This window comes from Mycolicibacterium rhodesiae, assembly GCF_002086695.1.
GTDB classification, from domain to species: domain Bacteria; phylum Actinomycetota; class Actinomycetes; order Mycobacteriales; family Mycobacteriaceae; genus Mycobacterium; species Mycobacterium rhodesiae.
The window spans coordinates 810,406-834,753 of sequence record NZ_MVIH01000001.1 but is presented as its reverse complement, the minus strand read 5'-3'; the positions used below and the strand labels follow the sequence as shown (position 1 = coordinate 834,753).

At 68.6% G+C, this 24,348-nt stretch carries 27 protein-coding genes; 12 read left to right on the top strand and 15 right to left on the bottom strand.

What is annotated here, in order from left to right:
* Positions 1-78: 78 nt before the first annotated feature.
* Genes BST42_RS04045 through aroC form a run of 5 tightly spaced genes read right to left on the bottom strand, consistent with a single transcriptional unit; the run spans position 79 to position 4,401 of the window.
* The gene (locus BST42_RS04045) at positions 79-957 is read right to left on the bottom strand and encodes an MBL fold metallo-hydrolase (protein WP_110918441.1); all 879 of its coding nucleotides are present in this window, start codon (positions 955-957) and stop codon (positions 79-81) included.
* A complete protein-coding gene (gene aroQ, locus BST42_RS04040) occupies positions 954-1,403 on the bottom strand; it encodes a type II 3-dehydroquinate dehydratase (protein ID WP_435406001.1) in 450 nt (149 codons plus the stop codon). Before aroQ ends, BST42_RS04045 begins: the two co-directional genes overlap by 4 nt.
* A gap of 28 nt (positions 1,404-1,431) precedes the next feature.
* Complete coding sequence (gene aroB, locus BST42_RS04035; RefSeq protein WP_083117198.1) at positions 1,432-2,517, bottom strand: 3-dehydroquinate synthase; 1,086 nt, start codon at positions 2,515-2,517, stop codon at positions 1,432-1,434.
* Positions 2,514-3,179 carry a shikimate kinase gene (locus BST42_RS04030; RefSeq protein WP_083117197.1) on the bottom strand — a complete coding sequence of 222 codons (666 nt, stop codon included), beginning with the start codon at positions 3,177-3,179 and terminating at the stop codon, positions 2,514-2,516. Before BST42_RS04030 ends, aroB begins: the two co-directional genes overlap by 4 nt.
* Before the next feature lie 4 nt (positions 3,180-3,183).
* On the bottom strand, positions 3,184-4,401 hold the full coding sequence (gene aroC / locus BST42_RS04025; RefSeq protein WP_207569431.1) for a chorismate synthase: 1,218 nt from the start codon (positions 4,399-4,401) through the stop codon (positions 3,184-3,186).
* A gap of 104 nt (positions 4,402-4,505) precedes the next feature.
* Between aroC and BST42_RS04020 the strand changes: the two genes are divergently transcribed.
* The 7 genes from BST42_RS04020 to BST42_RS03990 all read left to right on the top strand — a co-directional run bounded on the left by BST42_RS04020 (position 4,506) and on the right by BST42_RS03990 (position 10,001).
* On the top strand, positions 4,506-4,832 hold the full coding sequence (locus tag BST42_RS04020; protein WP_083117195.1) for a hypothetical protein: 327 nt from the start codon (positions 4,506-4,508) through the stop codon (positions 4,830-4,832).
* A 16-nt stretch (positions 4,833-4,848) separates the two neighbouring features.
* A complete protein-coding gene (locus tag BST42_RS04015) occupies positions 4,849-5,850 on the top strand; it encodes an AAA family ATPase (RefSeq protein ID WP_083117194.1) in 1,002 nt (333 codons plus the stop codon).
* Positions 5,851-5,854: 4 nt separating this feature from the next.
* A complete protein-coding gene (locus tag BST42_RS04010; RefSeq protein WP_083117193.1) occupies positions 5,855-6,718 on the top strand; it encodes a DUF58 domain-containing protein in 864 nt (287 codons plus the stop codon).
* Between the two features lie 106 nt (positions 6,719-6,824).
* Positions 6,825-7,181, top strand: a complete 357-nt coding sequence (locus BST42_RS04005; RefSeq protein WP_308207480.1) for a hypothetical protein — start codon at positions 6,825-6,827, stop codon at positions 7,179-7,181.
* Complete coding sequence (locus BST42_RS04000) at positions 7,172-8,170, top strand: hypothetical protein (protein ID WP_083117191.1); 999 nt, start codon at positions 7,172-7,174, stop codon at positions 8,168-8,170. Before BST42_RS04005 ends, BST42_RS04000 begins: the two co-directional genes overlap by 10 nt.
* Positions 8,167-9,216 (top strand): vWA domain-containing protein, encoded by a 1,050-nt coding sequence (locus BST42_RS03995; RefSeq protein WP_083117190.1) that lies wholly within the window; start codon positions 8,167-8,169, stop codon positions 9,214-9,216. The genes BST42_RS04000 and BST42_RS03995 overlap by 4 nt, the downstream gene beginning before the upstream one ends.
* Positions 9,213-10,001, top strand: coding sequence for a hypothetical protein (locus tag BST42_RS03990; protein ID WP_237159198.1), 789 nt, complete (start codon positions 9,213-9,215; stop codon positions 9,999-10,001). The genes BST42_RS03995 and BST42_RS03990 overlap by 4 nt, the downstream gene beginning before the upstream one ends.
* Positions 10,002-10,088: 87 nt before the next feature.
* Here BST42_RS03990 and BST42_RS03985 read toward each other — a convergent pair whose 3' ends face one another.
* The 6 genes from BST42_RS03985 to BST42_RS03960 all read right to left on the bottom strand — a co-directional run bounded on the left by BST42_RS03985 (position 10,089) and on the right by BST42_RS03960 (position 16,242).
* Entirely contained in the window at positions 10,089-10,517 is a 429-nt protein-coding gene (locus tag BST42_RS03985) for a prepilin peptidase (protein ID WP_083117189.1), read from the bottom strand.
* 9 nt (positions 10,518-10,526) lie between these two features.
* Positions 10,527-11,318 carry a shikimate dehydrogenase gene (locus BST42_RS03980; protein WP_083117188.1) on the bottom strand — a complete coding sequence of 264 codons (792 nt, stop codon included), beginning with the start codon at positions 11,316-11,318 and terminating at the stop codon, positions 10,527-10,529.
* 2 nt (positions 11,319-11,320) lie between these two features.
* Positions 11,321-12,550 (bottom strand): endolytic transglycosylase MltG, encoded by a 1,230-nt coding sequence (locus tag BST42_RS03975; protein ID WP_083117187.1) that lies wholly within the window; start codon positions 12,548-12,550, stop codon positions 11,321-11,323.
* Positions 12,543-13,076, bottom strand: a complete 534-nt coding sequence (gene ruvX, locus BST42_RS03970) for a Holliday junction resolvase RuvX (RefSeq protein WP_083117186.1) — start codon at positions 13,074-13,076, stop codon at positions 12,543-12,545. Before ruvX ends, BST42_RS03975 begins: the two co-directional genes overlap by 8 nt.
* Before the next feature lie 5 nt (positions 13,077-13,081).
* A complete protein-coding gene (alaS, locus tag BST42_RS03965) occupies positions 13,082-15,769 on the bottom strand; it encodes an alanine--tRNA ligase (RefSeq protein WP_083117185.1) in 2,688 nt (895 codons plus the stop codon).
* Between the two features lie 71 nt (positions 15,770-15,840).
* Positions 15,841-16,242, bottom strand: coding sequence for a secondary thiamine-phosphate synthase enzyme YjbQ (locus BST42_RS03960; protein WP_083117184.1), 402 nt, complete (start codon positions 16,240-16,242; stop codon positions 15,841-15,843).
* A 115-nt stretch (positions 16,243-16,357) separates the two neighbouring features.
* Here BST42_RS03960 and BST42_RS03955 point away from each other — a divergent pair, with 115 nt between their 5' ends.
* Both BST42_RS03955 and BST42_RS03950 read left to right on the top strand, forming a co-directional pair.
* Entirely contained in the window at positions 16,358-16,978 is a 621-nt protein-coding gene (locus BST42_RS03955) for an antibiotic biosynthesis monooxygenase (protein ID WP_083117183.1), read from the top strand.
* Between the two features lie 68 nt (positions 16,979-17,046).
* Positions 17,047-17,712 (top strand): hypothetical protein, encoded by a 666-nt coding sequence (locus BST42_RS03950; protein WP_083117182.1) that lies wholly within the window; start codon positions 17,047-17,049, stop codon positions 17,710-17,712.
* Here BST42_RS03950 and BST42_RS03945 read toward each other — a convergent pair.
* Together BST42_RS03945 and BST42_RS03940 are read right to left on the bottom strand one after the other, a co-directional pair.
* The gene (locus BST42_RS03945) at positions 17,709-18,188 is read right to left on the bottom strand and encodes a hypothetical protein (protein ID WP_083117181.1); all 480 of its coding nucleotides are present in this window, start codon (positions 18,186-18,188) and stop codon (positions 17,709-17,711) included. The two genes, BST42_RS03950 and BST42_RS03945, sit on opposite strands and share 4 nt — an antisense overlap.
* Before the next feature lie 298 nt (positions 18,189-18,486).
* Positions 18,487-19,815 (bottom strand): replication-associated recombination protein A, encoded by a 1,329-nt coding sequence (locus BST42_RS03940; protein WP_083117180.1) that lies wholly within the window; start codon positions 19,813-19,815, stop codon positions 18,487-18,489.
* Between the two features lie 35 nt (positions 19,816-19,850).
* Between BST42_RS03940 and BST42_RS03935 the strand changes: the two genes are divergently transcribed.
* The gene (locus BST42_RS03935; RefSeq protein ID WP_083117300.1) at positions 19,851-20,720 is read left to right on the top strand and encodes a DMT family transporter; all 870 of its coding nucleotides are present in this window, start codon (positions 19,851-19,853) and stop codon (positions 20,718-20,720) included.
* Here BST42_RS03935 and BST42_RS03930 read toward each other — a convergent pair.
* The gene (locus BST42_RS03930) at positions 20,697-21,278 is read right to left on the bottom strand and encodes a TetR/AcrR family transcriptional regulator (protein ID WP_083117179.1); all 582 of its coding nucleotides are present in this window, start codon (positions 21,276-21,278) and stop codon (positions 20,697-20,699) included. The two genes, BST42_RS03935 and BST42_RS03930, sit on opposite strands and share 24 nt — an antisense overlap.
* A 97-nt stretch (positions 21,279-21,375) precedes the next feature.
* On the opposite strand from BST42_RS03930, the gene BST42_RS03925 reads away from it, so the two are divergent.
* Positions 21,376-22,164: an SDR family NAD(P)-dependent oxidoreductase gene (locus BST42_RS03925; RefSeq protein ID WP_083117178.1), complete on the top strand. Its 789-nt coding sequence runs from the start codon at positions 21,376-21,378 to the stop codon at positions 22,162-22,164.
* A 79-nt stretch (positions 22,165-22,243) separates the two neighbouring features.
* On the top strand, positions 22,244-23,605 hold the full coding sequence (locus BST42_RS03920) for an HNH endonuclease signature motif containing protein (RefSeq protein ID WP_237159196.1): 1,362 nt from the start codon (positions 22,244-22,246) through the stop codon (positions 23,603-23,605).
* Here BST42_RS03920 and BST42_RS03915 read toward each other — a convergent pair.
* The gene (locus BST42_RS03915) at positions 23,602-24,327 is read right to left on the bottom strand and encodes an IclR family transcriptional regulator (RefSeq protein ID WP_083117298.1); all 726 of its coding nucleotides are present in this window, start codon (positions 24,325-24,327) and stop codon (positions 23,602-23,604) included. The two genes, BST42_RS03920 and BST42_RS03915, sit on opposite strands and share 4 nt — an antisense overlap.
* Between the last annotated feature and the right edge of the window lie 21 nt (positions 24,328-24,348).

Here is a 24,348-nt window from a genome sequence, read left to right as displayed (position 1 = left end):
CAATCACCATCGCGGCCACACCGCACTCGGCGGCCAACCACCCGCCACCCGCGTACCTAACCTCTCAGGTCAGTACAACTAGATGGCGTCCAGCGCCGCCCAGCCGCTGACATCGAACCCGTCGCCACGCGCGACCAGCACCGGTCCCCCATGTCCGGGGTAGTGCGCGGGGAAGACCGTCGCGTGCGCCTGCGCTGCCTCGGCGAACACCCGACGTCGGATGACGCGTGCCGCGGCCGGGTCGACGTCGAACGCGCAGGCGTCGTTCGGCCTGCGGATCTGGATCGGGCAGTGCGTCAGGTCGCCGACGAACACGGCGGGGCTGCCCGCGTCGAGCCACAGCACCGACGATCCGGGCGTGTGCCCGGCCGCCGGGCGCAGGTGCAGCGAATCGCTGAGCAACAGGTCGTCCGACCACAGCTGGATCTGGTCGGTCACCGGAATCACACTGTCGGCCAACACTGTTCGCATGCCGTCGTTCTCGCCGTCTCCTCCGGGACCGAAGAAGCGATAGTCGGCCTCGGGCATCACGTAGCGGGCGTTGGGGAACGTCGGCACCCAGCGCCCGTCGACCAGCTGGGTGTTCCAGCCGACATGATCGGTGTGCAGGTGGGTGTTGACCACGATGTCGACATCGGCCGGGTCGAAGCCGGCCGCGGTGAACGCGGTGAGGAAGTCGGTCGAGAGATGATCCAGGGGCGGCATGTGCGGCCGGTCGCGGTCGTTGCCCACCCCGGTGTCGACCACCACGATCAGACCGTCGACCTCCACCACCCAGGACTGCATCGCGATGCGCCACTGCTCGGCGCCACGATCCCAGAAGTGCGGCTCCAGCAGGTCCGCGTTGTCGTCCCAGGCCTGCGCCGGGGTGTCGGCGAACAGCGACGTCCGCATCTGGATGTGAGTTTCGACGACGCGTGTGACGCGGGCCCCGCCCAACGCCAGCCTGGTGTTCACGGCTGGTCGGGCGTGGCGTCCAGGGTGGCCAGGTAGCGCAGCGCCAGCAGGTACCCCTGCACGCCCAGCCCGACGATCACGCCGGTCGCCACCCCGCTCAGGTACGAGTGATGCCGGAACTCTTCGCGCGCATGCACGTTGGAGATGTGCACTTCGATCAGCGGAGCCGTCAGTTCGGCACACGCATCGCGCAGCGCGATCGAGGTGTGGGTCAGCGCGCCGGCATTGAGGATCACCGGGTCACCGGCGTCGGCGGCCGCGTGCAGCCAGTCCAGCAGCTGGCCTTCGCTGTTGCTCTGGCGCACCACCGCGGTGAGTCCGAGTTCGGTTGCCTGCGTCTCGACCAGGGTGACGAGGTCGTCATAGCTTGTGCTGCCGTAAATTTCGGGTTCGCGGCGGCCGAGCCGGTCCAGGTTGGGGCCGTTGAGCACCAAAACCGTTGTCACAGTGTCGTCTCCTCTTCGCCCGAGGGGCTCATCGCGCCACCTCCGCATAGGCCGCCGCCAGCAGCGCCGGGTCCGGGCCTTCCAGCCGCCCCGGCTTGGCCAGCCCGTCGAGCACCACGAAGCGCAGCACCCCCGAGCGGGTCTTCTTGTCGCCGGCCATGCTCTCGACGAGTTCGGGCAGGGCGTCGGCGTCGTAGCTCACCGGTAGGCCCAGCGCGGTCAGCACCGAGCGGTGCCGGGCCGCGGTGTCGTCGTCGAGCCGCCCGGCCAGCCGGCCCAACTCGGCGGCGAACACCAGGCCCACCGAGACGGCCGCGCCGTGGCGCCACTTGTACCGCTCGCGACGTTCGATGGCGTGACCCAATGTGTGCCCGTAGTTGAGGATTTCGCGTAGCGCCGACTCTTTCTCGTCGGCGGCCACCACCTCGGCCTTGACGGCGATCGACCGCCGGATCAGCTCAGCCAACACCGGGCCGGTCGGATCGACCGCGGCCTGCGGGTCGGCCTCGATGAGGTCCAAGATCTTCGGGTCGGAGATGAAGCCCGCCTTGACGATCTCGGCCATGCCTGCGACGAGTTCGTTGCGCGGCAACGTCTCCAGCATCGCCAGGTCGACCAGCACACCGGCAGGCTGATGGAAGGAACCGACCAGGTTCTTGCCCGCCTCGGTGTTGATCCCGGTCTTCCCGCCAACCGCGGCGTCGACCATCGCCAGCAGGGTGGTCGGCACGTGGACGATGTCGACACCGCGCAGCCACGTCGCCGCGGCGAAGCCGGCCACGTCCGTCGCCGCACCGCCGCCGAGGCTGACAAGCGCATCCTTGCGGCCGATCCCGATGCGGCCCAAGACTTCCCAGATGTATCCGACGACCGGCAGGTCCTTGCCTGCCTCGGCGTCGGGAATCTCGATGCGGTGAGCGTCGACACCCTTGTCGGCCAGATGCGCTCGGATGGCCTCGGCGGTCTGGGCCAGCGTCGGCTGATGCAGGATCGCCACCTTGTGCCGGCCACCGAGCAGCTCACCGAGCTCGCCGAGCAGGCCGGTCCCCACGATCACCGGATAAGGCGGATCGACGGCGACCTCGATGGTCACCGGCGATGAGGGCTCAGTCATTTGCGAACTCCGGCGCGGCGAGCGGCCAGCGCCGCCGGGGTGGCGGGCGTGACCGGGGTGGACTCCACCGGGTCATCCGGTGGCGTTGGGGCGGAACCTTTTTCGGACGTCGACGACGATCGCCGCCACGGCGGTCTGCGCCGGCGCGGCGGCTGCGGATTCTCGAGTCGCGAAATGATATGGCGCACAACGGCACCGGGATTGCGGCGATTGGTGTTGATCCGGATCGTGGCGACCCGCCGGTAGATCGGCACCCGCTCGTTCATCAAGGTGCGGTACTTCTCGGCGTGGTCGGGCCCGGCCAGCAGCGGGCGCACCGTACTGCCGCTGGTGCGTCGCACACCCTCGGCGGCGCTGATCTCCAGGAACACCACCGTGTGCCCGGCCAGTGCGTCACGCACCCCGGGAGTGGTGACCGCGCCGCCGCCCAGCGACAGCACGCCGTCGTGGGTGGCCAGGGCGTCGCGAATGACCTCTTCTTCGATGCGGCGGAATTCCTGCTCGCCGTCGTTAGCGAAGATGTCGGCCACGGTGCGGCCGGTCTTTTCCTCGATGGCGACGTCGGTGTCCAGCATCGCCACCCCCATCGCCTTGGCCAAGCGCCGCCCGATGGTCGACTTCCCGGAGCCGGGCAATCCGATCAGCACGGCCTTCGGCGCCATCGTGCTATCCCGACGCCCGCACAGGCGAATCCTGCGTCTCGGCCGGCATACGCTCGGCCACAGCCTGCAGGTAGCTCTCGACGTTGCGGCGGGTCTCCTGCAGCGAGTCACCACCGAACTTCTCCAGCACCGCGCGCGCCAGCACCAGGGCGACCATGGTCTCGACGACGACGGCGGCGGCGGGCACCGCGCACACGTCGGAACGCTGGTGGATCGCCACAGCCTCGTCACCGGTGGCCATGTCGACGGTGGCCAGCGCCCGGGGCACGGTGGAGATCGGCTTCATCGCCGCGCGCACCCGCAGCGGAAGTCCGTTGGTCATCCCGCCTTCGAGCCCGCCGGCCCGGTTCGTGGAGCGCACCACACCGTCGGGCCCGGGGTACATCTCGTCGTGGGCCTGGCTGCCGCGGCGGCGCGCGGTCTCGAAACCGTCGCCGATCTCGACACCCTTGATGGCCTGGATCCCCATCACCGCGGCCGCAAGCTGGCTGTCCAGCCGGTTCTCACCGCTGGTGAACGAGCCGAGCCCGATCGGAAGGCCGTGGACGACGACCTCGACGACGCCACCGAGGGTGTCGCCGTCGCGTTTGGCCGCTTCGATCTGGGCGATCATGTCGGCTTCGGCGTCGGAGTCGGATGCACGGACCGGGCTCTGGTCGATGCGGTCCAGATCGCCGGCGGCCGGCGGCGGTCCGTCGTAGGGCGCCGACGCCCCGATCGAGATGACGTGGGAGAGCACCTCGACGCCAAGAGCCTGGCGCAGGAACGACCGGGCCAAGGTGCCGGCCGCGACGCGGGCGGCGGTCTCGCGGGCGCTGGCACGCTCCAGCACTGGGCGGGCGTCGTCGAAGCCGTACTTGAGCATGCCGGCGAAATCAGCGTGACCGGGCCGGGGACGGGTCAGGGGCGCGTTGCGCGCGACATCAAGATCTTCGGCGGCGACCGGGTCGGACGCCATCACGGTTTCCCACTTCGGCCACTCGGTGTTGCCGATTTCGATGGCGATCGGGCCGCCCAGCGTTTCGCCGTGGCGCACCCCGGCGAGCACGGTGACCTGGTCCTGTTCGAACTTCATCCGGGCGCCACGGCCGTAGCCCAGGCGCCGGCGGGCCAGCTGCTCGGCGATGTCGGCCGAGGTCACGCCGACACCGGCGACCATGCCTTCCACCACGGCTACCAGCGCGCGGCCGTGAGATTCACCGGCGGTCGTCCATCGCAACACGCGTCCCATCTTCCCACGTCGGTCACGGCAGACCCAATCTGCTTTCCCACCGCCGGGGTGTTCGTCGCGCAACCAGCGGGTAACCCGCCATTCGGGAGGACATCATGCGCAACGCGGTCATCGTCGCCGCAGCCGGCTGCGTGATGTTCCTGGTGGCTCTGATCAGCGGCAGCGTCTGGGCCGCCGCGGGAGTGATTGTGTTGGCGTTGGCCGGGCTGGGGCTCGTCGCCGCGGACCTGCGCCGGGAGCAGAGCAGCGAGGAATCGGCCGTCGTCGCACCCATGCTGGTGCCAGAGAATTTCGCTCCCGACATCACCGACGCCGGCGACGTAACGGAGCCCGAGCCAGAAGGGGATGAATACGGTGAAGAGGACTTCCCGTTCGGCGGGCCCCTCCCGGCCCCGGCGGATGACGACACCCGAATCGCCTAGTCGGTGAAAGGACTTGATGACCACCGCTCGACTGCAGACTGATCCACCTTCCCTCGACCAGGCCCGCCGCACCGTGGACGCGGTGTCGGCCGCGTTTTCCGCGACCGTGGTCGGGCAGGACAACCTGCGGGAATCGCTGCTCATCGGACTGGCCGCCGGTGGCCACGTGCTGATCGAGAGCGTGCCGGGGCTGGCGAAGACCACCGCCGCGCGGGTGATCGCAGAATCCATTCACGGCGGCTTCCACCGCATCCAGTGCACCCCGGACCTGCTGCCCAGCGACATCATCGGCACCCAGGTGTATGAGGCCGCGACCAACCGGTTCGTCACCCAGCTCGGCCCGGTGCACACCAACATCGTGCTGCTCGACGAGATCAACCGGTCCAGCGCCAAGACCCAGAGCGCGATGCTGGAGGCGATGGAGGAACGCCAGACCACCATCGCGGGCACCGTCTACCCCATCGACGAACCGTTCCTGGTGGTCGCCACCCAGAACCCCGTCGACCAGGAGGGCACCTATCCGCTGTCGGAGGCGCAGACCGACCGGTTCATGCTCAAGGACGTCGTGGCCTACCCGTCGGTGGCCGAAGAGGTCGAGATGATCCACCGGATGGACGCCGGGCTGTTCGACAAGGACCGTCGCCGCGGCGCGGTGGTCGGCCTCGATGACATCCGCTCTCTGCAGCGGGTGGTGCGCGGAGTGCAGATGGATCCGGCGCTGATGCGCTACGCCAGTGAACTGGTCGCAGTCAGCCGCAATCCGCAGGTGTATCTGGAGCCCAAGCTGGCCCGGCTGGTCGAGTACGGCGCCAGTCCGCGTGCCACGATCGCGTTCTGCCGGGCCGCCCGCGCGCTGGCGGTGCTGTCCGGGCGCAGCCACGTCATCCCCGACGACATCGCCAAGCTCGCGCACCGCATCCTGCGGCACCGGCTGATTCTCGGCTTCGAGGCGGCGGCCACCGGCGTCACCTCCGACACGGTGATCGACGCGATCCTGCACGCGGTCCGAGTGCCCTGAAGGCATGGGTCAACATCTCAACCGGGCCAAGCGGTTCTTCGGCACTGACACCCGCGGGCTCCTCGAAGGCGGCCGGTATGCGCTGCTGCACACCCGCAGCATGGAGTTCGACGACCTGCGCCCCTATGTGCCGGGCGATGACGTCCGCGACATCGACTGGAAGGCCACCGCGCGATCGGGCACCGTGCTGATCAAGCGCTTCGTTTCCGAGAAGCATCACAAGATCCTGCTGGTTGCCGACGCCGGCCGGAACATGACCGCACTGGCTGCCGGCGGTGAGACCAAACGCGATGTGGCCGAGGCGATCCTAGGTGCCTTCGGGTTGATCACGCTGGGCCGCTCGGACGAGATCGGGATGGTCTACGGGGACGCCAGGGGGTGTGTGAGCATTCGGGCGGGCCGCGGCGAGACGCATATCGAGAGCATGCTCGACCACTTCTACCGGCACACCACGACCAGCCCTGGACCGAGCAGCATCGAAGACCAATTGCGCTATGTGGCAACGCATTACCGTCGCCGAATGTTGTTGGTCGTGGTGTCCGACGAACCTGACGTGACCGCCGGCCTCGACGAGGTCACCGCCCGACTGGTCGCCCGCCACGACGTGCTGTGGGTCTTTGTGTCCGACATGCCCGCCGTCAGCGGTGACAGCGACGGCTATGACGTCGCCACGGGTGCGGTGGTGCCCAGCCGATCGCGGCTGGGCCGCCGGGTCGAGGTGGCCTACCGGCGCGCCGAGAAACGTCGGCGGGCCCGGCTCGAGGCGTTTCTGACCACCCACGCCGTCCCGTTCACCGCGATCGGACGCAGCGACGAGATCCGATCGCGGCTCACCGCCATGGCAGAGGTGTTCGCCCGTGCCGGGTGACCTCTTGCGCTTTGTCGGCGGGCCGACCCCGTACTCGTCGTGGTGGCTGTGGCTCGCGATCGTCCTGATCGTAGTCGTGATCGTATGGTATGCAGCAGTTTTCGTTGTGACTCTGCCCAACGACCGGCTACGCGAACTGCCCGCGCTCGGCGATCTGCATGCCCGGTTGACGCGGCGGCGCTTCGCCGGCGGCATCCGCCACATCATCGAGTTGCGCCGCCGCGGCGAGCTGTCCGATGCGCAGGCCTACGACCAGATGAGCCACACCGTGCGCAGCTTCCTGCATCAGGCGACCGGGGTGCGGGCGCAATATCTGCACGTCGACGAGATCGCGGCAGGGACGCTGGCACCGGCCGCCCCGCTGATCGCGGCGTTGCGCGACGCCCGATTCGACGCCGGTACCGACGCCGACCCTGACCGGTTGGGCGCGCAGGCCGAGGAGTTGATCCGCTCGTGGATCTGAGATGGTGGCCGATCGCCGCGGCGGGGGTGGCATGCCTGGCCGTCTGCGTGGTGCTCGCCCTGGCCCTGCCGACGGCGACAGCCGACCGGGCGTTGCGGCCGCTGGCCCACGTCGACAGGCTGACCGCGCTGCCCGAGTACGCCCGGATCCGGCGGCGCGAAATCATGCTGGCGGCAACGACGATCGGGCTGCTGGTGGTCCTGTTTCTGACCGCCGCGGTGACCGCCGCCCGGCCGTCGGGATCGGGGCGGGAGTTCGATGCGCTGCACCCCGAGGACGTGATGCTGTGCGTCGCAGCGCCGGTCACCGACGGCACCACCGCGCAGTTCCTCGATCACTTCGCCCGGCAGGCACCGACGTTCGATGCCCAGCGGATTGGCTTGACCTCCCCGACGGTACGGGTGCTGCCGCTGACCCGTGACTACCAGTACGCCGCCCAACGCCTCGGCGACTACGCCGCACCGACTCCGCAGCAGGCCGCACAGTTCACCAAGTCGGTGAACTACACCGACTATGCGCCAAGTCTGCGGGACACCCTCGCGTTGTGCATGACCGGTTTCGGCACCGAACCCACCAGTCACCGCCGGTCACTGATCTACCTGGGGCCCAGCACATTCGGGCCCGGTGACGGACGCACCCTGTTCAGCGAGCAGCAGGTGTCCGACATGGCAGCCAAGGCAGGCATCCAGGTGAACGCCATCGCCCGGGTGGATGTCAGCGATGCCGCCCAGCGCGGGGACGCCGAGCTCACCACGCTCACCGGACGCACCGGCGGTCGGTTCTTCCGCTATCACGCCGCCGGGCCCGGCGGATCGGATCCCACCCTGCCCGATGATCTCGAGGCGATTGCCGCCAACCCCGCACCGGTGGTGCTGCCCGGCGGCGCGCGGATCAGCGGACAACTGCCCGACGAGCCCGGCCCGCTGCTCATCACCGGGCTGGCCGCCGCCGCCCTGCTGGGCGTGGCCTTGGTGGTGGCGCGCCGATGACCGTGCATCCCGTGCTGCCGATCGCCGTACTGCTGGTGCTCGCGGCCGTCATCGTCGGCGCCAGGGCAGTCACGCTGTCGACGGTCCTGGCCCACCCGGGTGAGCATCGACGAGCGGTGCTGTTGCGCTGGGGGGCAACCACAGTGGCGATGCTGCTGCTCGTCGTCGCGGCCGCGCGCCCGGGCATCGAGACGCCCGCCCAGTCCCAACCCGGTCGCGATGCGGCCGCCGTCAGCCAGGGAGCGAACACCAACGTGTTCTTCGTCGTGGATCGCTCGGTGGACTCCCGGGTCGCCGACTACGGCGGGGCGACGCGGATGTCCGGCATCCGCACCGACATGGCCGCGATCGTCGACACCTACCCGAAGGCACGGTATGCGGTGATCGGGTTCGCCTCCGACCCGGAAATCGTATGGCCGCTGTCCGAGGACGTCTGGAGTCTCAAGGCGGCGATCGCGGGCCTGTCCCCGTACGTGAGCGTGCCCCCGGACGCCGCCGCTCAGGTAGACGCTGGGGCGGCCGCCAATCCGCTTCGCTACCAACTCATCCAAGCAGCTCAGCAATACCCCGGCGCACGGAACCTGGTGTTCTACCTCGGTGAGGGCGCCGGCGGGTCGACGGCGCCACAGGGCAGTTTCGAGGCCGGCGACCGGGTGTCCGGCGGCGCGGTGTTCGGCTATGGCACCGCCGCAGGCGGGCCGATTCCGGGCGCTTACGTCGACGGTGCGCTGACCTATCTGTCCGATGCCCGCTCCGGGGGCCCGGTGATCTCCGGTCTCGACGAGGAGCGATTACGCCGTGTCGCAGACCAACTCGGTGTGCAGTATGTCCATCGAGACCCCGCTCAGCCGGTGACCCGCGCCCTGCCCGCACTGCAGCCGGAGGGTGCCACCGAGGCGGCGTCCCTGTCGTCCACCCCGGTTCCCGAGCGCGTCGAGCTGTATTGGTTCTTCGCGTTGCTGGCCGCCGTACTGCTGCTACCCGAGATCTATCTGACGGTGCGGGAGTTCCGGCGAAACCGCACATCGCGGCGGGAGGCGCGGTGACGGCCGGCCGGCTCCGGTTACGCCGGCGGCTGCTGCTGTGGTCGGCGCCGGTGGTGCTGCTGGCGGTGGTGGCGGCGGTCAAGATGATTTCTGTTGTGGTGGTGGGCAACTCGGCGGTGTCGCATTTCCACCGTGGCGATGGTGCGGCGCTTCACGCGGATGCTTCCACGCTCGGCGTGCTCAATGTCATCGAGCCCGCGAAGGCGCCGTTCGCCCGCGGTTCTGCAGCGGTTCTGGAGGGGCGCCTCGCCGAGGCCGATACCGAGTTCTCCCGTGCGCTGGCCGGCGGACAGTCCTGCGCGGTGCGCGTCAACCTGGAGCTGGTGCGCGAGACGCAGGGCGACGTCGCGGCAGCGGCTGGCCGGACCGCGGCGGCCGGGGAACGTTATCGCAGCGCGCTGAGCCTCGTCGCCGAGGCACCCGCGGGCTGCTTCGCCGGCAACGACGATCCGCAGCCTGATCGGCGAACGGTCCGCGCGGACGCAGATGCCCGCCTCACAGCGAAAATTGCTGCACTGGAATCGGTTCCACCGCCGCCGGCCAGGCCGGATGCCGCACCGCCACCACCCCCGCCGCCGCCGGCCGGTGCGGCACCGGCAGATTCCGATACACCGCCGCCGGCACTCGGGCCGTCGGGCCAGGGATTGTCCGATATCGCACCCGACCGGCTGCCCAGTCCCGGAGCCCCGTCGTCGCCGCCCCACCAACTGGGTGGCGGCGACCCGCTGGACCGGCTGCGCCAGCTGCTCAGCGACGCCGCGTCGTCCGGCAGTGACGCAGGCTAATCCCCCACCCCCTTGACTGTGGGTGTTGTGCACAGAAATTCGCTCATTTCGGTGCATGAGGCCCACACTCGAGGTCCATCGTCGGCGTCAAAACACCACCAGCGCCGCGGCGGCCAGGCTCGCCAGACACATCGACGGACCGTGCGGCACGCTCGCCGAGGGCTCCCGCACGGCCACCGCGATCGCCAGCACAGCCGTCAGCACCGGCGCACCCAGAGCGGCAAGCAGCCATACGTCGGATCCGAAAGCGCCCGTCAGTCCCCCGACACCCAGCGCCAACTTCACATCACCGGCGCCCAGTCCATTCGGAACCGCAAGGTGCACAACCAGATAGAGCGCGGCCAACGCCAATGCGCCTGCCAGCGCGGGTAACCCACGACCACACGCCAGAGCACCAGCCACCACCACGGCCGCTCCGGGCAGTGTCAGGGAGTTGGGCAGCCGCCGGTGGCGCACGTCGAACACCGTCAACGCCATCGCCCACAGCAGCACGATCCCGATCACTACAGCGCGCATGGGCGGACGTTAGCCCAGTGCGGCCGCCATCTGCTCTCGCGGCGCAGGCCGGCCTGTGAATTGTTCGACCTGACTGAACGCCTGGTTCAGCAGCATCTGCACACCGCTGATCACCTCACCGCCGCTGTCCAGCACGGCTGCGGCCAGCGGGGTGGGCCACGGATCGTAAATCGCGTCCAGCAACACCGGCACGCCGGCGAACACCCCGGCATAGGCGGCCGCGGCGTCGGCGGGAATGGTGCTCACCAAGACATCGGAACTGGCTACCACTGCCGGCAGGCCGGCGTCGGCCAAGTCGCAAAACTCCACGGTGACCTCGACCGCACGGCCCAGATCCAGCAGCCGGGACGCCTTGTCACGATTGCGGGCGACGACGGTGACCTCGGTGACGCCGAGGTCGGCCAGCGCCACCACCGCTGCGGGCGCGGTTCCGCCCGAGCCCAGCACGATGGCGCGCCGCAGATGCCGGACGTGGCCCAGCGCACCGGCGACCCCGTCGATATCGGTGTTGTCCGCGCGCCAGCCGCGACCGGTGTGCACAAGGGTGTTGGCCGAGCCGACCAGATCCGCGCGTTCAGTGTGCTCGTCGGCGACTGCGAGCGCGGCGAACTTGCCCGGCATCGTCACCGACAACCCGACCCATTCCGGACCGAAACCTCGCACCAGTCCTGGCAATTCGGCGGCCGTGCATTCGATGCGCTCGTAGGTCCAGTCGGTCAGGCCCAGCGCCCGGTACGCGGCCAGGTGCAGCTGCGGCGACTTGGAGTGCGCGACCGGCGAGCCGAGGACTGCGGCTTTCATGACTAGCGTGCGGAGTCGAGCACGCCGTTGCGTCGTGCCAGATCGATATTCGCCAGGTGCTGCTGGTAGTCCCGGGTGAACAGTGTGGTGCCCTCGGTGTCCACCGTCACGAAGTAGAGCCAGTCCCCGGGCTCGGGGCGCTCGGCCGCCGCCAGCGCGTCCTGGCCGGGCGAGCAGATCGGCGTGGCCGGCAGGCCTTCCATGGCGTAGGTGTTCCACGGCGTGAGCTGCGCGCGGTCGCCGTCGGTGGTGGCGACTTCCTGGCGGTCCAGCTGATAGTTCACCGTCGAATCGAATTCCAGCTTCTGCGGCACCGCCAGCCGGTTGTAGATCACCCTGGCGACCTTGGCGAAATCATGGGGCTTGGCCTCGCGCTGCACCAGTGAGCCGACGATCAGGATCTGATACGGCGACAGGCGCATCGCCGCCGCGGTGTCCAGCAGTCCGACGGCGACGTAGTGGTCGGCGCTCTGCCCGATCAGCTTGGCCAGGATCTCCTGCGGGGATGCCGAGGGATCGACGTTCCAGGTGCCCGGGGCGATCAGCCCTTCGAGCCGGCGATGATTCTGGCCCAGCGCGGTCACCGGCTGCGCCGCCCACTCCGGCACGTTCAACTGCGCTGCCGGCGCCTGCTCGGCCGCGCGGCGCAGGTCCTCGGCGGCGACACACTTCTGCTGACCGTTCGCCGGGATGCAGGTGGACTTCGAGATCAGGGTGAAGATGCCGTCGGTGACCTTGCCCGAGCCGACCTCGGCGATGTCGTCGAGTTGCCTGCCCTCGGGGATCACCAGCTTGCCCACCCGATTCTTCGGGTCAGCCAGTCGATCAACCGCCGCGGACGCCGACATCTCGGTTCGCACCGTGTAGAAGCCCGGCTGAATGGCGGCGATCGAGGCGTTGTTCTTGGCCGCGTCGACGAATCCCTTGATGTTGGAGATGACGTTCTTGTCGCGCAGCGTCTGACCGATCTGGGTGGTGGAGTCACCGTCGTGCACCTGGATGACGACGTCATCCTTGCCCTCGCCGGCATAGCCGCTGTCCCCGCTGAACAGCTTGGCACCCAAGTACACCGCCGCCACCATGACCACCACCAGCAGGGCGGCGGCCGCGGCGCCGATCATCCTGCGGCGGTTACGGTTTCGCTTGGCACGCACACGCTCGAGGCGGCTCAGCTTGCGCCGGGGCCGACCGACCGCCACCGGACCGGACCGGTCGTCATAGCCGTCAGACATCGTCGCTCCCGGCGCTCGTCGTTTCCCGGGTCGCTTCGCTGTGCCCCTCCGAGGCGTTCCGGCGCTGGTCGAGCCAGCCCTGCAGGATCCCCACCGCGGCCGCCTGGTCGATGACGCCGCGTTGAGCCTTGGCGCGCACGCCCGCTTCCCGCAGCGACCGCTGGGCGACCACCGTCGTCAATCGTTCGTCGGCCAGCCGGACCGGCACCGGCACGATCCGCTCGGCCAGCGCATCGGCCACCTCGACCGCGTCCTGCGCCGACGTCCCGGCCCGGTCCGCCAGCGTGCGCGGCAATCCGACCACCACCTCGACGATGTCGTGTTCGGAGACCAGTGCGCTCAGCCGGCGCAGATGCTTGCCGGTCCGCTCGCGGCGCACCGTTTCCACCGGAGTGGCCAGGATGCCGTCAGGGTCGCTGACCGCCACTCCGATGCGCACTGTGCCCACATCGATGCCGAGCCGTCGCCCGCGCCCGGGATCGTCTGCGCCGGGCCGGTCAGGCACACGGTTCTGTGCGGAGAGCACGGACGCTAGCTCCGCGCGATCTCTGCGCGAACCGCCCCCAGTGCCGCATCGATTCCGGCCGGATTCTTGCCGGATCCCTGCGCCAGATCGGCCTTGCCGCCGCCTCGCCCGTCGACTGCCGACGAGATCTGCTTGATGAGTTCGTTGGCGCGCAACCCGGCGTCCTGTGCGGCCGGGTTGGTGGCCACGACGAACGGCACGGCACCGTCGTCACCCTCGCTGATGAGCACTACGACGCCGGGCTCCGAGCCCATCTTGCCGCGGATGTCACCGACCAGGGAGCGCAGGTCACCGGCGTTCATCCCGGCCGACATCCGCTGCGCCACGAGACGGACCTTACCCACCTGCTCGGCGCCCGCGGCGGCGTTCGACGCGGCGGCGCGTGCGGTGGCCAGCCGAACCCGGTCGAGTTCCTTCTCGGCGGCCTTGAGCTTCTCGACGAGGGTGGCCACCCGGGCCGGCACCTCATCGGAGGGCACCTTGAGTGAGGACGCCAGACCGGCCATCAGCGCCCGTTCCTTGGCGAGGTGGCGGAACGAGTCCAGGCCGACGTAGGCCTCGACGCGGCGCACCCCGGAGCCGACCGACGACTCGCCCAGGATCGTGACCGGACCGATCTGCGCCGAGTTGTGCACGTGGGTGCCGCCGCAGAGTTCCAGCGAGAACGGCCCGCCGATCTCGACCACCCGCACCTCGTCGGGGTAGGACTCGCCGAACATCGCCATGGCGCCCATCGCCTTGGCTTTCTCCAGCTTCTCGTTGAAGGTGTGCACCTCGAAGTCGGCCTGCACGGCCTCGTTGGTGACTTCCTCGACCTGCGCGCGCTGCTCGTCGCTCAACGCGCCCTGGTAGTTGAAGTCGAACCTCAGATAACCCGGACGGTTCAGCGAACCGGCCTGAACGGCGTTGGGCCCCAACACCTGTCGCAACGCGGCGTGCACCATGTGGGTGCCGGAGTGGCCCTGGGTGGCGCCGCGGCGCCATTCCGGGTCGACGGCGGCGGTGACGGTGTCACCCTCGACGAACTCGCCGGATTCGACGTTGACCCGGTGCACCCACAGGGTTTTGGCGATCTTCTGCACATCGGTGACCGCGGCCTTGGCCGCGCCGCCGGCGCTGATCCAACCGGCGTCGGCGATCTGCCCGCCGGACTCGGCGTACAGGGGGGTGCGATCCAGGACGATCTCGACGCGCTCGGCAGCCTGCTCGCGACCGCCGTGCGCGACCACCGGCACCCGCTTACCGTCGACGAAGATCCCGAGAATTCTTGCCTCAGAAGTCAATTCGTCGAACCCGGTGAACTCCGTCGGCCCGGCGTCGACCAGCTCGCGGAACGCCGACAGGTCGGCATGTGCGTGCTTGCGAGCCGCGGCATCGGCCTTGGCGCGGCGGCGTTGCTCAGCCATCAGCTCGCGGAAGCCGAGCTCGTCGACGCTGAGGTCCGCCTCGGCCGCCATTTCCAGCGTGAGCTCGATCGGGAAGCCGTAGGTGTCGTGCAGGGTGAACGCCTCGGAGCCGCCCAGCACGGTCTTGCCTGCCGACTTCGTGGCGGCGGCGGCTTCCTCGAACAGCTTCGACCCCGACGCAAGCGTCCGGTTGAACGCGGTCTCCTCGGCCACGGCGATGCGCTGGATCCGGTCGAAGTCGGTGACCAGTTCCGGGTAGGACGGGCCCATCGCGTCGCGGACGGTCACCATCAGGTCGGCCATGATCGGCCGCTCCACCCCGAGCAGCTTGGCCGCCCGGATGATGCGGCGCAGCAGCCGGCGCAGCACGTAGCCGCGACCTTCGTTACCGGGGGTGACACCGTCGCCGATGATGATCGCCGCGGTGCGGCTGTGGTCGGCGATCACCCGGTAGCGGACGTCGTCGGAGTGCGAGCCCTGGCCGTAACCGCGCGGGGCCCAGCCGCTGACGATGTCGATGACCGGCTTCAGCAGGTCGGTCTCGTAAACGTTGTCGACGTTCTGCAGCAGGCAGGCGATGCGCTCGACACCCATGCCGGTATCGATGTTCTTGCGCGGCAGGGGGCCCAGGATCTCGAAATCGTCCTTGGACGTTCCTTCGCCGCGCTCGTTCTGCATGAACACGAGATTCCAGATCTCGATGTAGCGGTTCTCGTCGGCTTCCGGGCCACCCTCGACGCCGTACTCGGGGCCGCGGTCGTAGTAGATCTCCGAGCACGGACCGCACGGGCCGGGGATGCCCATCGACCAGTAGTTGTCGGCCATGCCGCGGCGTTGGATACGTTCCGGCGGCAGTCCGGCGACCTCCTGCCAGAGCTGCTCGGCCTCGTCGTCGTCGTAGAAGACCGTCGCCCACAGCCGCTCCGGGTCGAACCCGTAACCGCCCTGCTCGACCGGCTTGGTCAGCAGCGACCAGGCCAGCTCGATCGCGCGGCGCTTGAAGTAGTCGCCGAATGAGAAGTTGCCCGCCATCTGGAAAAAAGTGTTGTGGCGGGTGGTGATGCCCACCTCGTCGATGTCGGGGGTACGGATGCATTTCTGGATGCTGGTGGCCGTGTCATACGGCGGAGTGCGCTGCCCGAGGAAGAACGGTACGAACTGCACCATGCCCGCATTGACGAACAACAGGTTCGGATCGTCGAGGATCACCGAGGCACTCGGTACCTCGGTGTGGCCCGCTTGCACGAAGTGATCCAGGAATCGCTTCCTGATCTCGTGTGTCTGCACTGGGTTTCCTTGCGCTCGGGGTGCGGCTCGACGGACGCTTCGACCGCACCACATTACCGGGCGACGTCGGGTCAGCCGCCGACGAAGCTCAGCCGGACCGATCGTCGCGGATTGTCTTGGTTCAAGTCGACCAGCACGATGCTCTGCCAGGTGCCCAGCAGCGGTGTGCCGTCGGTCACCGGAATCGTCACCGAGGGCGCGACGATCGCCGGCAGCACATGGTCGGCGCCGTGCCCCGGCGAACCGTGCGAGTGGCGGTAGCGGTCGTCGCGCGGCAGCAGCCGATCGAGGGTGTCGAGCAGATCGTGATCCGAGCCCGCCCCGGTCTCGATGACGGCGAGGCCGGCGGTGGCGTGCGGCACGAACACGTTGCACAGTCCGTCACCGCGGCCGCGGCAGAACGACCGCACCTGGTCGGTCAGGTCGACAATCCGGCGCCGCGAGCTGTCGATGTCGAGCACGTCGGTGTCCACGGATTCCAGCCTAGGCGACCAGGCCGAAACCATTGTCAGCTCATATCGGGGGGAGGAAGGTGAACAGTGCCGGTGGCGCCACCGGGGCGCTGCCCCGAGTCGAAGGGGTGGAGAAGTGCACGCACGCTCTACCACGTTTGCCGCGCGCCCGGAATCCATCGACGGCGGAATCGCGGTCTTCCGCGACGCGGTGCTGCCGGCACTGCAAGGGATGACCGGATGTGTCGGCATGTCACTTCTGGCCGACCGCGAATCGGGCCGGTGCATCGTCACCACCGCCTGGGAGGACGACGCGGCCATGCACTCCAGCGCCGACGAGGTCCGGCTTTTCCGCGACCGGGCGGCCCGGATGCTCGGAGCCACCGCCACAGTGGACGAATGGGAGGTCGCCGCCGTGCATCGCGACCACCGCTCCGGTGCGGGTGCCTGTGTGCGGGCGACCTGGCTACAGGCCAGACCCGATCAGTTCGACCAGGCTGTGGAGTTCTACAAGACGACGGTGCTGCCGGAGATCGAGCGGCTCGACGGGTTCTGCAGCACGAGCATGATGTGTGATCGGTCCACCGGCCGCGTCGTGGTGTCGACCACGTATGACAGCCAGGACGCGATGGAACGCAGCCGCGACGCGGCACGGTCGCTGCGGACCGCACTGCTCCGCGATCTGGGCGCCGACCAGCTCGACGTCGGCGAGTTCGAGTTGGCGATCGCCCGGCTGCGGATCCCGGAACTGGCCTAGACCCAGAGGACAACCCCGGGACTTAAGGCCCTGCCCCGGGTCCGTCGGACGGGGCAACGTTGTGGGCTATGAGCAAGCAGAGGCCGGTACTGGCCACGTGGATGGCGGCCGCCGGGATCGCCGCGGTCTACCGCTGGGTGCTCCGACCCAAGATGTATGCCTGGGGCGCCACCGATGCCGAGGTCGCTGCCGAGCTTCCCGGCGACGACTTGGTCGAACCCGGGAGCGTCCGCACCACCCGGGCGATCACCATCGACGCGGCGGTCGAGGACGTCTGGCCGTGGCTGGTGCAGATCGGCGAGAACCGTGGCGGTTTCTACAGTTACGACGTTCTCGAGCGTCTGGTCGGCACCCGGATCCACAACGCCGACGTCATACACCCGGAATGGCAGCAGCTTCAGGTAGGCGACACGGTGTGGCTGGCTCAACGCTACGGCCAGCGGGCCCGACAGCTGGTCGCGCAGATCGAGCCCAACTCTCATCTCGTGCTGATGTCGGCGGCCGACTACGACCGGATACAGCGCGGGGAGAAGGCGTTCGGGTCGTGGGCGTTCTGTCTGCGGCCGCACCACGGAGGGACCCGGCTGCTGGTGCGCGGCAGCGGTGCCCCGGTCGGTCAATCAGCCTTCGACATCGTGCATTTCGTGATGGAACGCGGGATGCTGCGCGGCATCAGGGAACGGGTGACGGCCGCCGCACCCAAAGGTGAGACGGCCGCCCCGTCGCCCAGCTAGAGCCGGATGAAGGTGCTGGATGCACCGTTCCAGATACCCCAGGCATTGAGGTCGGTGTTGAACACCAGCTTGGCGTCGGCCGGGTTGGGGAGGTCGCTGACCCAGTCCGGCAGCTCCGGTGCGGGCGGGATGCCCACAGGCAGCTGATCAATCGGCACCGGATTCAGCACCCACGACGGGACGTCCGGGTAGTAGACGTTGTCCGCGGGCATCGGTCCGTAATGGCCCGGAGGCGGCAGGAAACCGTGTCCCGGAGGCAGCGGATTGCCCGGCGTACCGGCATTCACGCCAGGACCGGTCACCGTCGTCGGCCACTGGCCGGGACCGCGGTTGTCGTTGTTCTCTGAGTGCCCCGGAATGGGCTGCGGACCGGGGCCGTGCGGGTCGGCGTGTGCAAAACCCATGCCGAGACCCAGACCCCCCAGTCCGAGCACACCAGCCGTTGCGGCGCTCGCCGCGATCTTTTTGATTTCCATGGTGATTCCTCCCCAGATCTTCTGGTTCGTATGTGACCGCCGCCCCCGAAGGGACCGATCGGCCATCCCCGCCCGAGGAACAGATAGCCGCATCCGCCGGGCCCCAAACAAACAACTCGCAATGAAAATTGCTGTCCAGCAATCACTTTGGGAGGCTAAGCGAATCTATCTCACATTTCGGCGGAACCTGTAACACCTGGGTCGCCCACGACGACATAGCCACTGCAACCGGTTTACCTGCGGATGGGTCAGGGTTCTGGTCGCGGCGGCTCCGCTTACACGCTGGGCCGCAAAGACTTCAGCGCCTACGCCGGATGATCGCGCGCAGTTTGTCCAACCGGCTGGCGATCTCACGCTCGGCACCGTGGCTCGTCGGGTTGTAGTAGTCGACGCCCACCACCTCGTCGGGTGGATACTGTTGTGGCACAACGCCATCAGGGTCGTCGTGCGGATACCGGTACCCGACCGCGTTGCCGAGTTTGGCCGCTCCGGCGTAATGCCCGTCGCGTAGATGCGCCGGCACCAAACCGGCCTTGCCGCCGCGGATGTCGTTCATCGCGGCGCCGAGCGCGGTGGTGACCGCGTTCGATTTGGGCGCGGTGGCCAGGTGCACGGTCGCGTGCGCGAGGGTCAGCTGCGCCTCGGGCATGCCGATCAGCGCGACGGTCTGCGCGGCGGCGACCGCCGTCAGCAACGCCGTCGGGTCGGCCATCCCGATGTCCTCGCTGGCCAGGATCATCAGCCTGCGCGCCAGGAAGCGGGGGTCCTCCCCCGCCACCAGCATCCGCGCCAGATAGTGCAGCGCGGCGTCGACGTCCGAGCCGCGGATCGACTTGATGAACGCGCTGATGACGTCGTAGTGCTGATCGCCGTCGCGGTCGTAGCGCACAGCCGCTTTGTCCAGGGATTGTTCGATCACCTCGACGGTGACGTGCTCACCGGATTCGGCGGCGACTTCCAGGGCGGTCAGCGCCCGTCGCGCGTCGCCGGCCGACAGCTGCACCACCAGGTCGACGGCGTCGTCGTCGACAGTGACTGCGCCGTTCAGCCCCCGCGGGTCTTCAATGGCGCGCAGCACCACGGTGCGGATGTTGTCAGCGGTCAGCGGCTGCAGTTGCAGGATCAGGGAACGCGACAACAGCGGCGCGACCACCGAGAACGACGGGTTCTCGGTGGTGGCCGCCACCAGTAGCACGATCCGGTTCTCCACGGCGGCGAGCAGGGCGTCCTGCTGGGTCTTGGAGAACCGGTGCACTTCGTCGATGAACAGCACGGTCTGCTCGCCGTAGGCCGCGGCGCGGCGGGCGTTGTCGATGACGGCGCGCACTTCCTTGACGCCTGCGCTCAGCGCCGACAGGGCCTCGAATCGTCGCCCGGTGGCCTGCGAGACCAGCGACGCGAGCGTGGTCTTGCCGGTGCCGGGCGGCCCGTACAGGATCACCGACGCGGCGCCGGAGCCTTCGACCAGGCGGCGCAGCGGGGACCCCTGGCGCAGCAGGTTCTCCTGTCCGACGACCTCGTCCAGGCTGGCCGGGCGCATCCGGACTGCCAGCGGCGCGGACGTCGGCGCTGCCGAGCTGACCCGGGCGTCGGCGTCACCGGGCACGTCGAACAGGCTGTCGGACACGCCCCCAGACTTACCACGTTCGTAATGTGGTCGTCGTGACTGCGCGCGGCTGGGCCCTGTTCGCCGCGATGAGCGTCATCTGGGGCATCCCGTATCTGCTGATCAAAGTAGCCGTCGACGAGGTGTCGGTCCCGGTGCTGGTGTTCACCCGATGCGCGGTTGGCGCGGTACTGCTGTTTCCCCTGGCGCTGTCCCGCCAGGCCCGGGCAATGCTGCGCAGGCACTGGAAAGCGGTGGCGGGGTTCGCGTTCTTCGAGATGATCGCCGCCTGGCTGCTGCTGTCGGACGCCGAACGACACCTGACCAGCTCACTGACCGGGCTGCTGATCGCGGCCGCACCCATCATCGCGGCGATTCTGGATCGGCTGACCGGCGGTGAGCGGCTCGGGCCTGCCCGGTTGATCGGGCTCGGGGCCGGGCTGGCGGGCGTGGCAGTGCTGGCCGGGCCCGGACTGTCCGCCGGCGGCGCCTGGCCGGTGATCGAGGTGCTGCTGACCGCGACGTGTTACGCGATCGCGCCGCTGATCGCCGCGCGGTACCTGGCCGACGTTCCCGGCCCCGCGCTCACGTCGGCCTGCCTGGGCTTGGCCGCCCTGGTGTATCTGACCCCGGCGGCGCTGACCTGGCCCCGGCACACGCTGACACCGCACGGATATGCCGCCATCGCCACTCTGGCCGGTATTTGTACGGCGCTGGCGTTCGTGGTGTTCTTCGCGCTGATCAGAGAAGTGGGAGCCACCCGCGCGCTGCTGTTCACCTACGTCAATCCGGCAGTCGCGCTGATAGCCGGGGTGGCGCTGCTGCGCGAACCGCTGAGCTGGTTCCACATCGTCGGGCTGGTACTGATCCTGACGGGTTCGGTGCTGGCGAGCCGGACGGCGTCAGAAGACGTCACCGACGAGTAGTCGGCAGGCCACGTCGACGTCGGCCAGCGCGTCCTCGGGGCCCAACGCCCCGCCGACCGTCCACGTCAGGATCCCGAAGGCGGCCTGCTGCACGAGCCGGGAACGGCGCAGCTGCTCGGCGGTGGGGTTCTCGACACCGGCGATCTCAAGGATGAACTCGCGCAGCTTGGGATCGTCGGGCGCATCTGCCTGCGCGCGCACGATCTGCGTCGAGGTAATCATGGCGTGGGCAAGATGCTTGTGCCGCAACAGATTCCGACAGGCCGCCACCATCAGATTGGCTATGTCGTCGGCGGCGTCCCCGCTCGGTGGCGGCGGACGAAACCGGGCCACCTGGTCGTCGAGCACCGCAGCGAACACATGATGCTTGGACGGGTAGTAGCGGTAGAGCGTGCGCAATGCGACGCCGGCATCGGCTGCGATCTCCTGCGCTTGAATGCGATCGATCTCTCGGGCCAGCCCCAGCCGCGTGGCCGCGGACAGAATGGCGCCACGGCGATTCTCCTGGTCATCGGTCGCCGGGCGGGCCGGCGCCCGGGGCTCTCCGATCCGCGGCACGTCACTCAGTATCGGCTATGGGTTGCGCGACCGCGCAGTGGTACCGATCAGCGAGACCCTCGTCACGGGTTTGGACATGGCACGTCACGATCGGTAGGTGTCCTATGCGAAATATGGTCCATGGGCGGTGATCGCCGGCGGTTCCGAAGGCGTTGGCGCCGAATTCGCCCGCTTGTTGGCGGAGTCGGGCGTGAATCTCGTTCTGGTAGCGCGCAAACCAGAACCACTCGAGGTGACCGCCGCCAAATGCCGTGAGCTCGGCGTCGAAGTACGAACTGTGGCAACCGATCTCGTCTCCCCCGCCGCGATCGCCGAGGTGACCGCGGCCACCGACGGGCTCGACGTGGGCTTGTTCATCTACAACGCGGGCGCGAACACCTGTAGTGCTGAGTTCCTGGACGCCGATCTCGCGGACTTTCACCGGGTCATCGACCTGAACATCACCACGATGATGGCGCTGACGCAGCACTACGGCCGGCTGATGCGGGAGCGGCGCCGCGGCGGCATCCTGCTGGTCGGGTCGATGTCGGGATATCTCGGGTCGGTGCGCCACACCGTGTACGGCGGGGTGAAGGCCTATGGCCGCATCTTCGCCGAGGGGCTGTGGCTGGAACTGCGCGACCACGGCGTCGACGTGTTGGAGCTGGTGCTCGGTGTCACCCGCACGCCGGCGATGGAGCGAGTGGGCCTGAACTTCGACGTGCCCGGCATGCGGGTGGCCGACCCTGCCGACGTCGCCCGCGAGGGGCTGGAGCAGTTGCCGAACGGCCCGGTGTTCGTCGCGGGCGGGAACGCCGAAGACGTTGCGCGACGCAATGATCCGGACCGGACGAAGGTGGTGGCCGGCGCGCACCGGATGATGCAGAAGCTGATGGGGCTGACATAGTCATCCCCAGTTCCGGGTTCATGCACAACGTGGTTCCGCGGCCTCCTCCTTGTCGGTGGTTCGCACTAGTGTTCGAAGTGTGAGTGCGGTCGATGTCATGCGGGACGCGAGGGATCGGTACCTCGAGTCCATGGCTGCCGTCGATCTCGACGGGCTTTCCCCCGCCGACCGTTTTGTGGTGCTCGAGGAGTGGGAGACCGCACGGCGCCAGCAGGTTGCGGCCTCTCAGGCATTGATCTCTCGGCTTGAGCAGGTCGAAGGCTGCCCACCGGTCCCCATCACCTTGGGTGATGTGTTGCGAATCAGCCCGCGTGAGGCCAAACGCCGGATTCGGGATGCAGAACAACTTCAGCCGCGCCGGGCGTTGACCGGTGAGCCGCTGCCGCCGCTGCTGCCGGAGACCTCGAAGGCCTGGCATGCCGGACTGTTGGATGGCGAGCACCTGCGGGTGATCCAGAAGTTCTTCCGTGATCTGCCCGATCACGTCCCGGCTGTGGAGGTGGAGAAGGCCGAACGCACGCTCGCCGAGCACGCGGTGAATCTGCGGCCCGACCAGTTGGAGAAGATCGCCCATCAGTTGTGCCTGTTGCTCAACCCTGACGGACGGTTTTCCGATGAGGACCGGGCTCGCAAGCGCGGCTTCGTGTGGTGCGGCGGTCAACAGGTCGACGGGATGAGCGTGGGCCGACTCATCGCCGATCCCGAGCTGCGGTCGCTGGTCGACGCCTGGATGGCTAAGTTCGCCGCACCAGGAGTGTGCAATCCTGCCGACGAAAGCCCCACCGCCACCCCAACCGACGAAGTCGCCGAGCGGGATGTCCGCAGTTATGGCCAACGTCAGCACGATGCGCTCAAGGCCCTGCTACGAATGCCCTTGGGTGATCCGAAGTTCGGCCAGCACAACGGATTACCAGTTACGGTAATCGTGTCGGCGACCCTGCAGGACATTCAGGCCAAGACCGGGCATGGGGTCACCGCCGCCGGCACGTTGCTGCCAATCTCGGAGGTCATCCGGCTCGGCGCCCACGCGTATCACTATCTGGCCCTGTTCGACCACGTTGATGGCCGCGGATTGTGGCTCGGCCGCACCAAACGCGTCGCCTCGGCCGATCAGCGAATAATGCTGCACAGCAAGGAACGTGGCTGCACACGCCCCGGATGCGACGCACCGGGTTATCTCACCGAGGTGCACCACGTGGACGAGTGGGCCGAGGGCGGCCTGACGAACATCGACAAGCTCACCTTTGCCTGCCGACCCGATCACCGGCTACTCGACCAAGGCTGGAGAACTCGAAAACTCGCCAATGGCGACACCGAGTGGATACCACCACCCGAACTGCCCATGCTGCATGGCGGCACCAACGACTATCACCACCCCGAGCAGCTACTCCGGGGCGACGGCGATGCGCCGTCCGAAGACACCGGCGATCCGGCTGCCTAGTTGTTCGAGCCCGCCAGCGCTCGGGCGATCCGTGCCGCCGATGCGGCGACCAGTGGCTGACAGCGCTGGGCGAGCACCCGGTCGGAGGTGACCAGTCCGATCGCGGCACGCGAACCGACCGTTGCGGCCACCGACACCATCGGGCCCGCGTAGTCACCATGGCGCACGACGACACGGCGGCGCACCTTGTGCAGTTCGCCCCACCACGTCGCGTCGGGCTCCCAGCCCTGGACATAACTCAGCTCGGCGACCACGTCCTCCGGCGACAGGCCGGCGAGTGCGGCGACGCCCAGCGCCACTCGGTGTGCCGGGATCCGCACGCCGACCGACGTCGGCACCTGGCGCGCCGACGGTCCGCCCAGCTTGTCCAGGTGAACGACCTCTCCGCGGTCGAGCAGCCCTAGATGCACCACCGCACCGGTGCGCACCTGAAGCTCGTGCAGGACGGGCGCCGCGACCGACCGCAGCCGGACATCGGCACTGTCGCCGGTACCCCATGCCGAGGTCCGCGCGCCGAGCCGGTACCCGCGACCCGAATGCGTCAGCCACTGCAGTCGCACCAACTGGTCGAGGATGCGGTGCGTGGTCGAGCGAGGCAGATGCGCCCGTGCGGCGATCTGGTCCAGCGTGAGACCAGCTGACGTGTCGTCGAACGCGTCGATGATGGCCGTGAACCGGTCGAGCATCGAGGCCGGCGCGGTATCGGTGAGAGCCGCGGTCATCAGCACTCCTGTCCGGTTGGG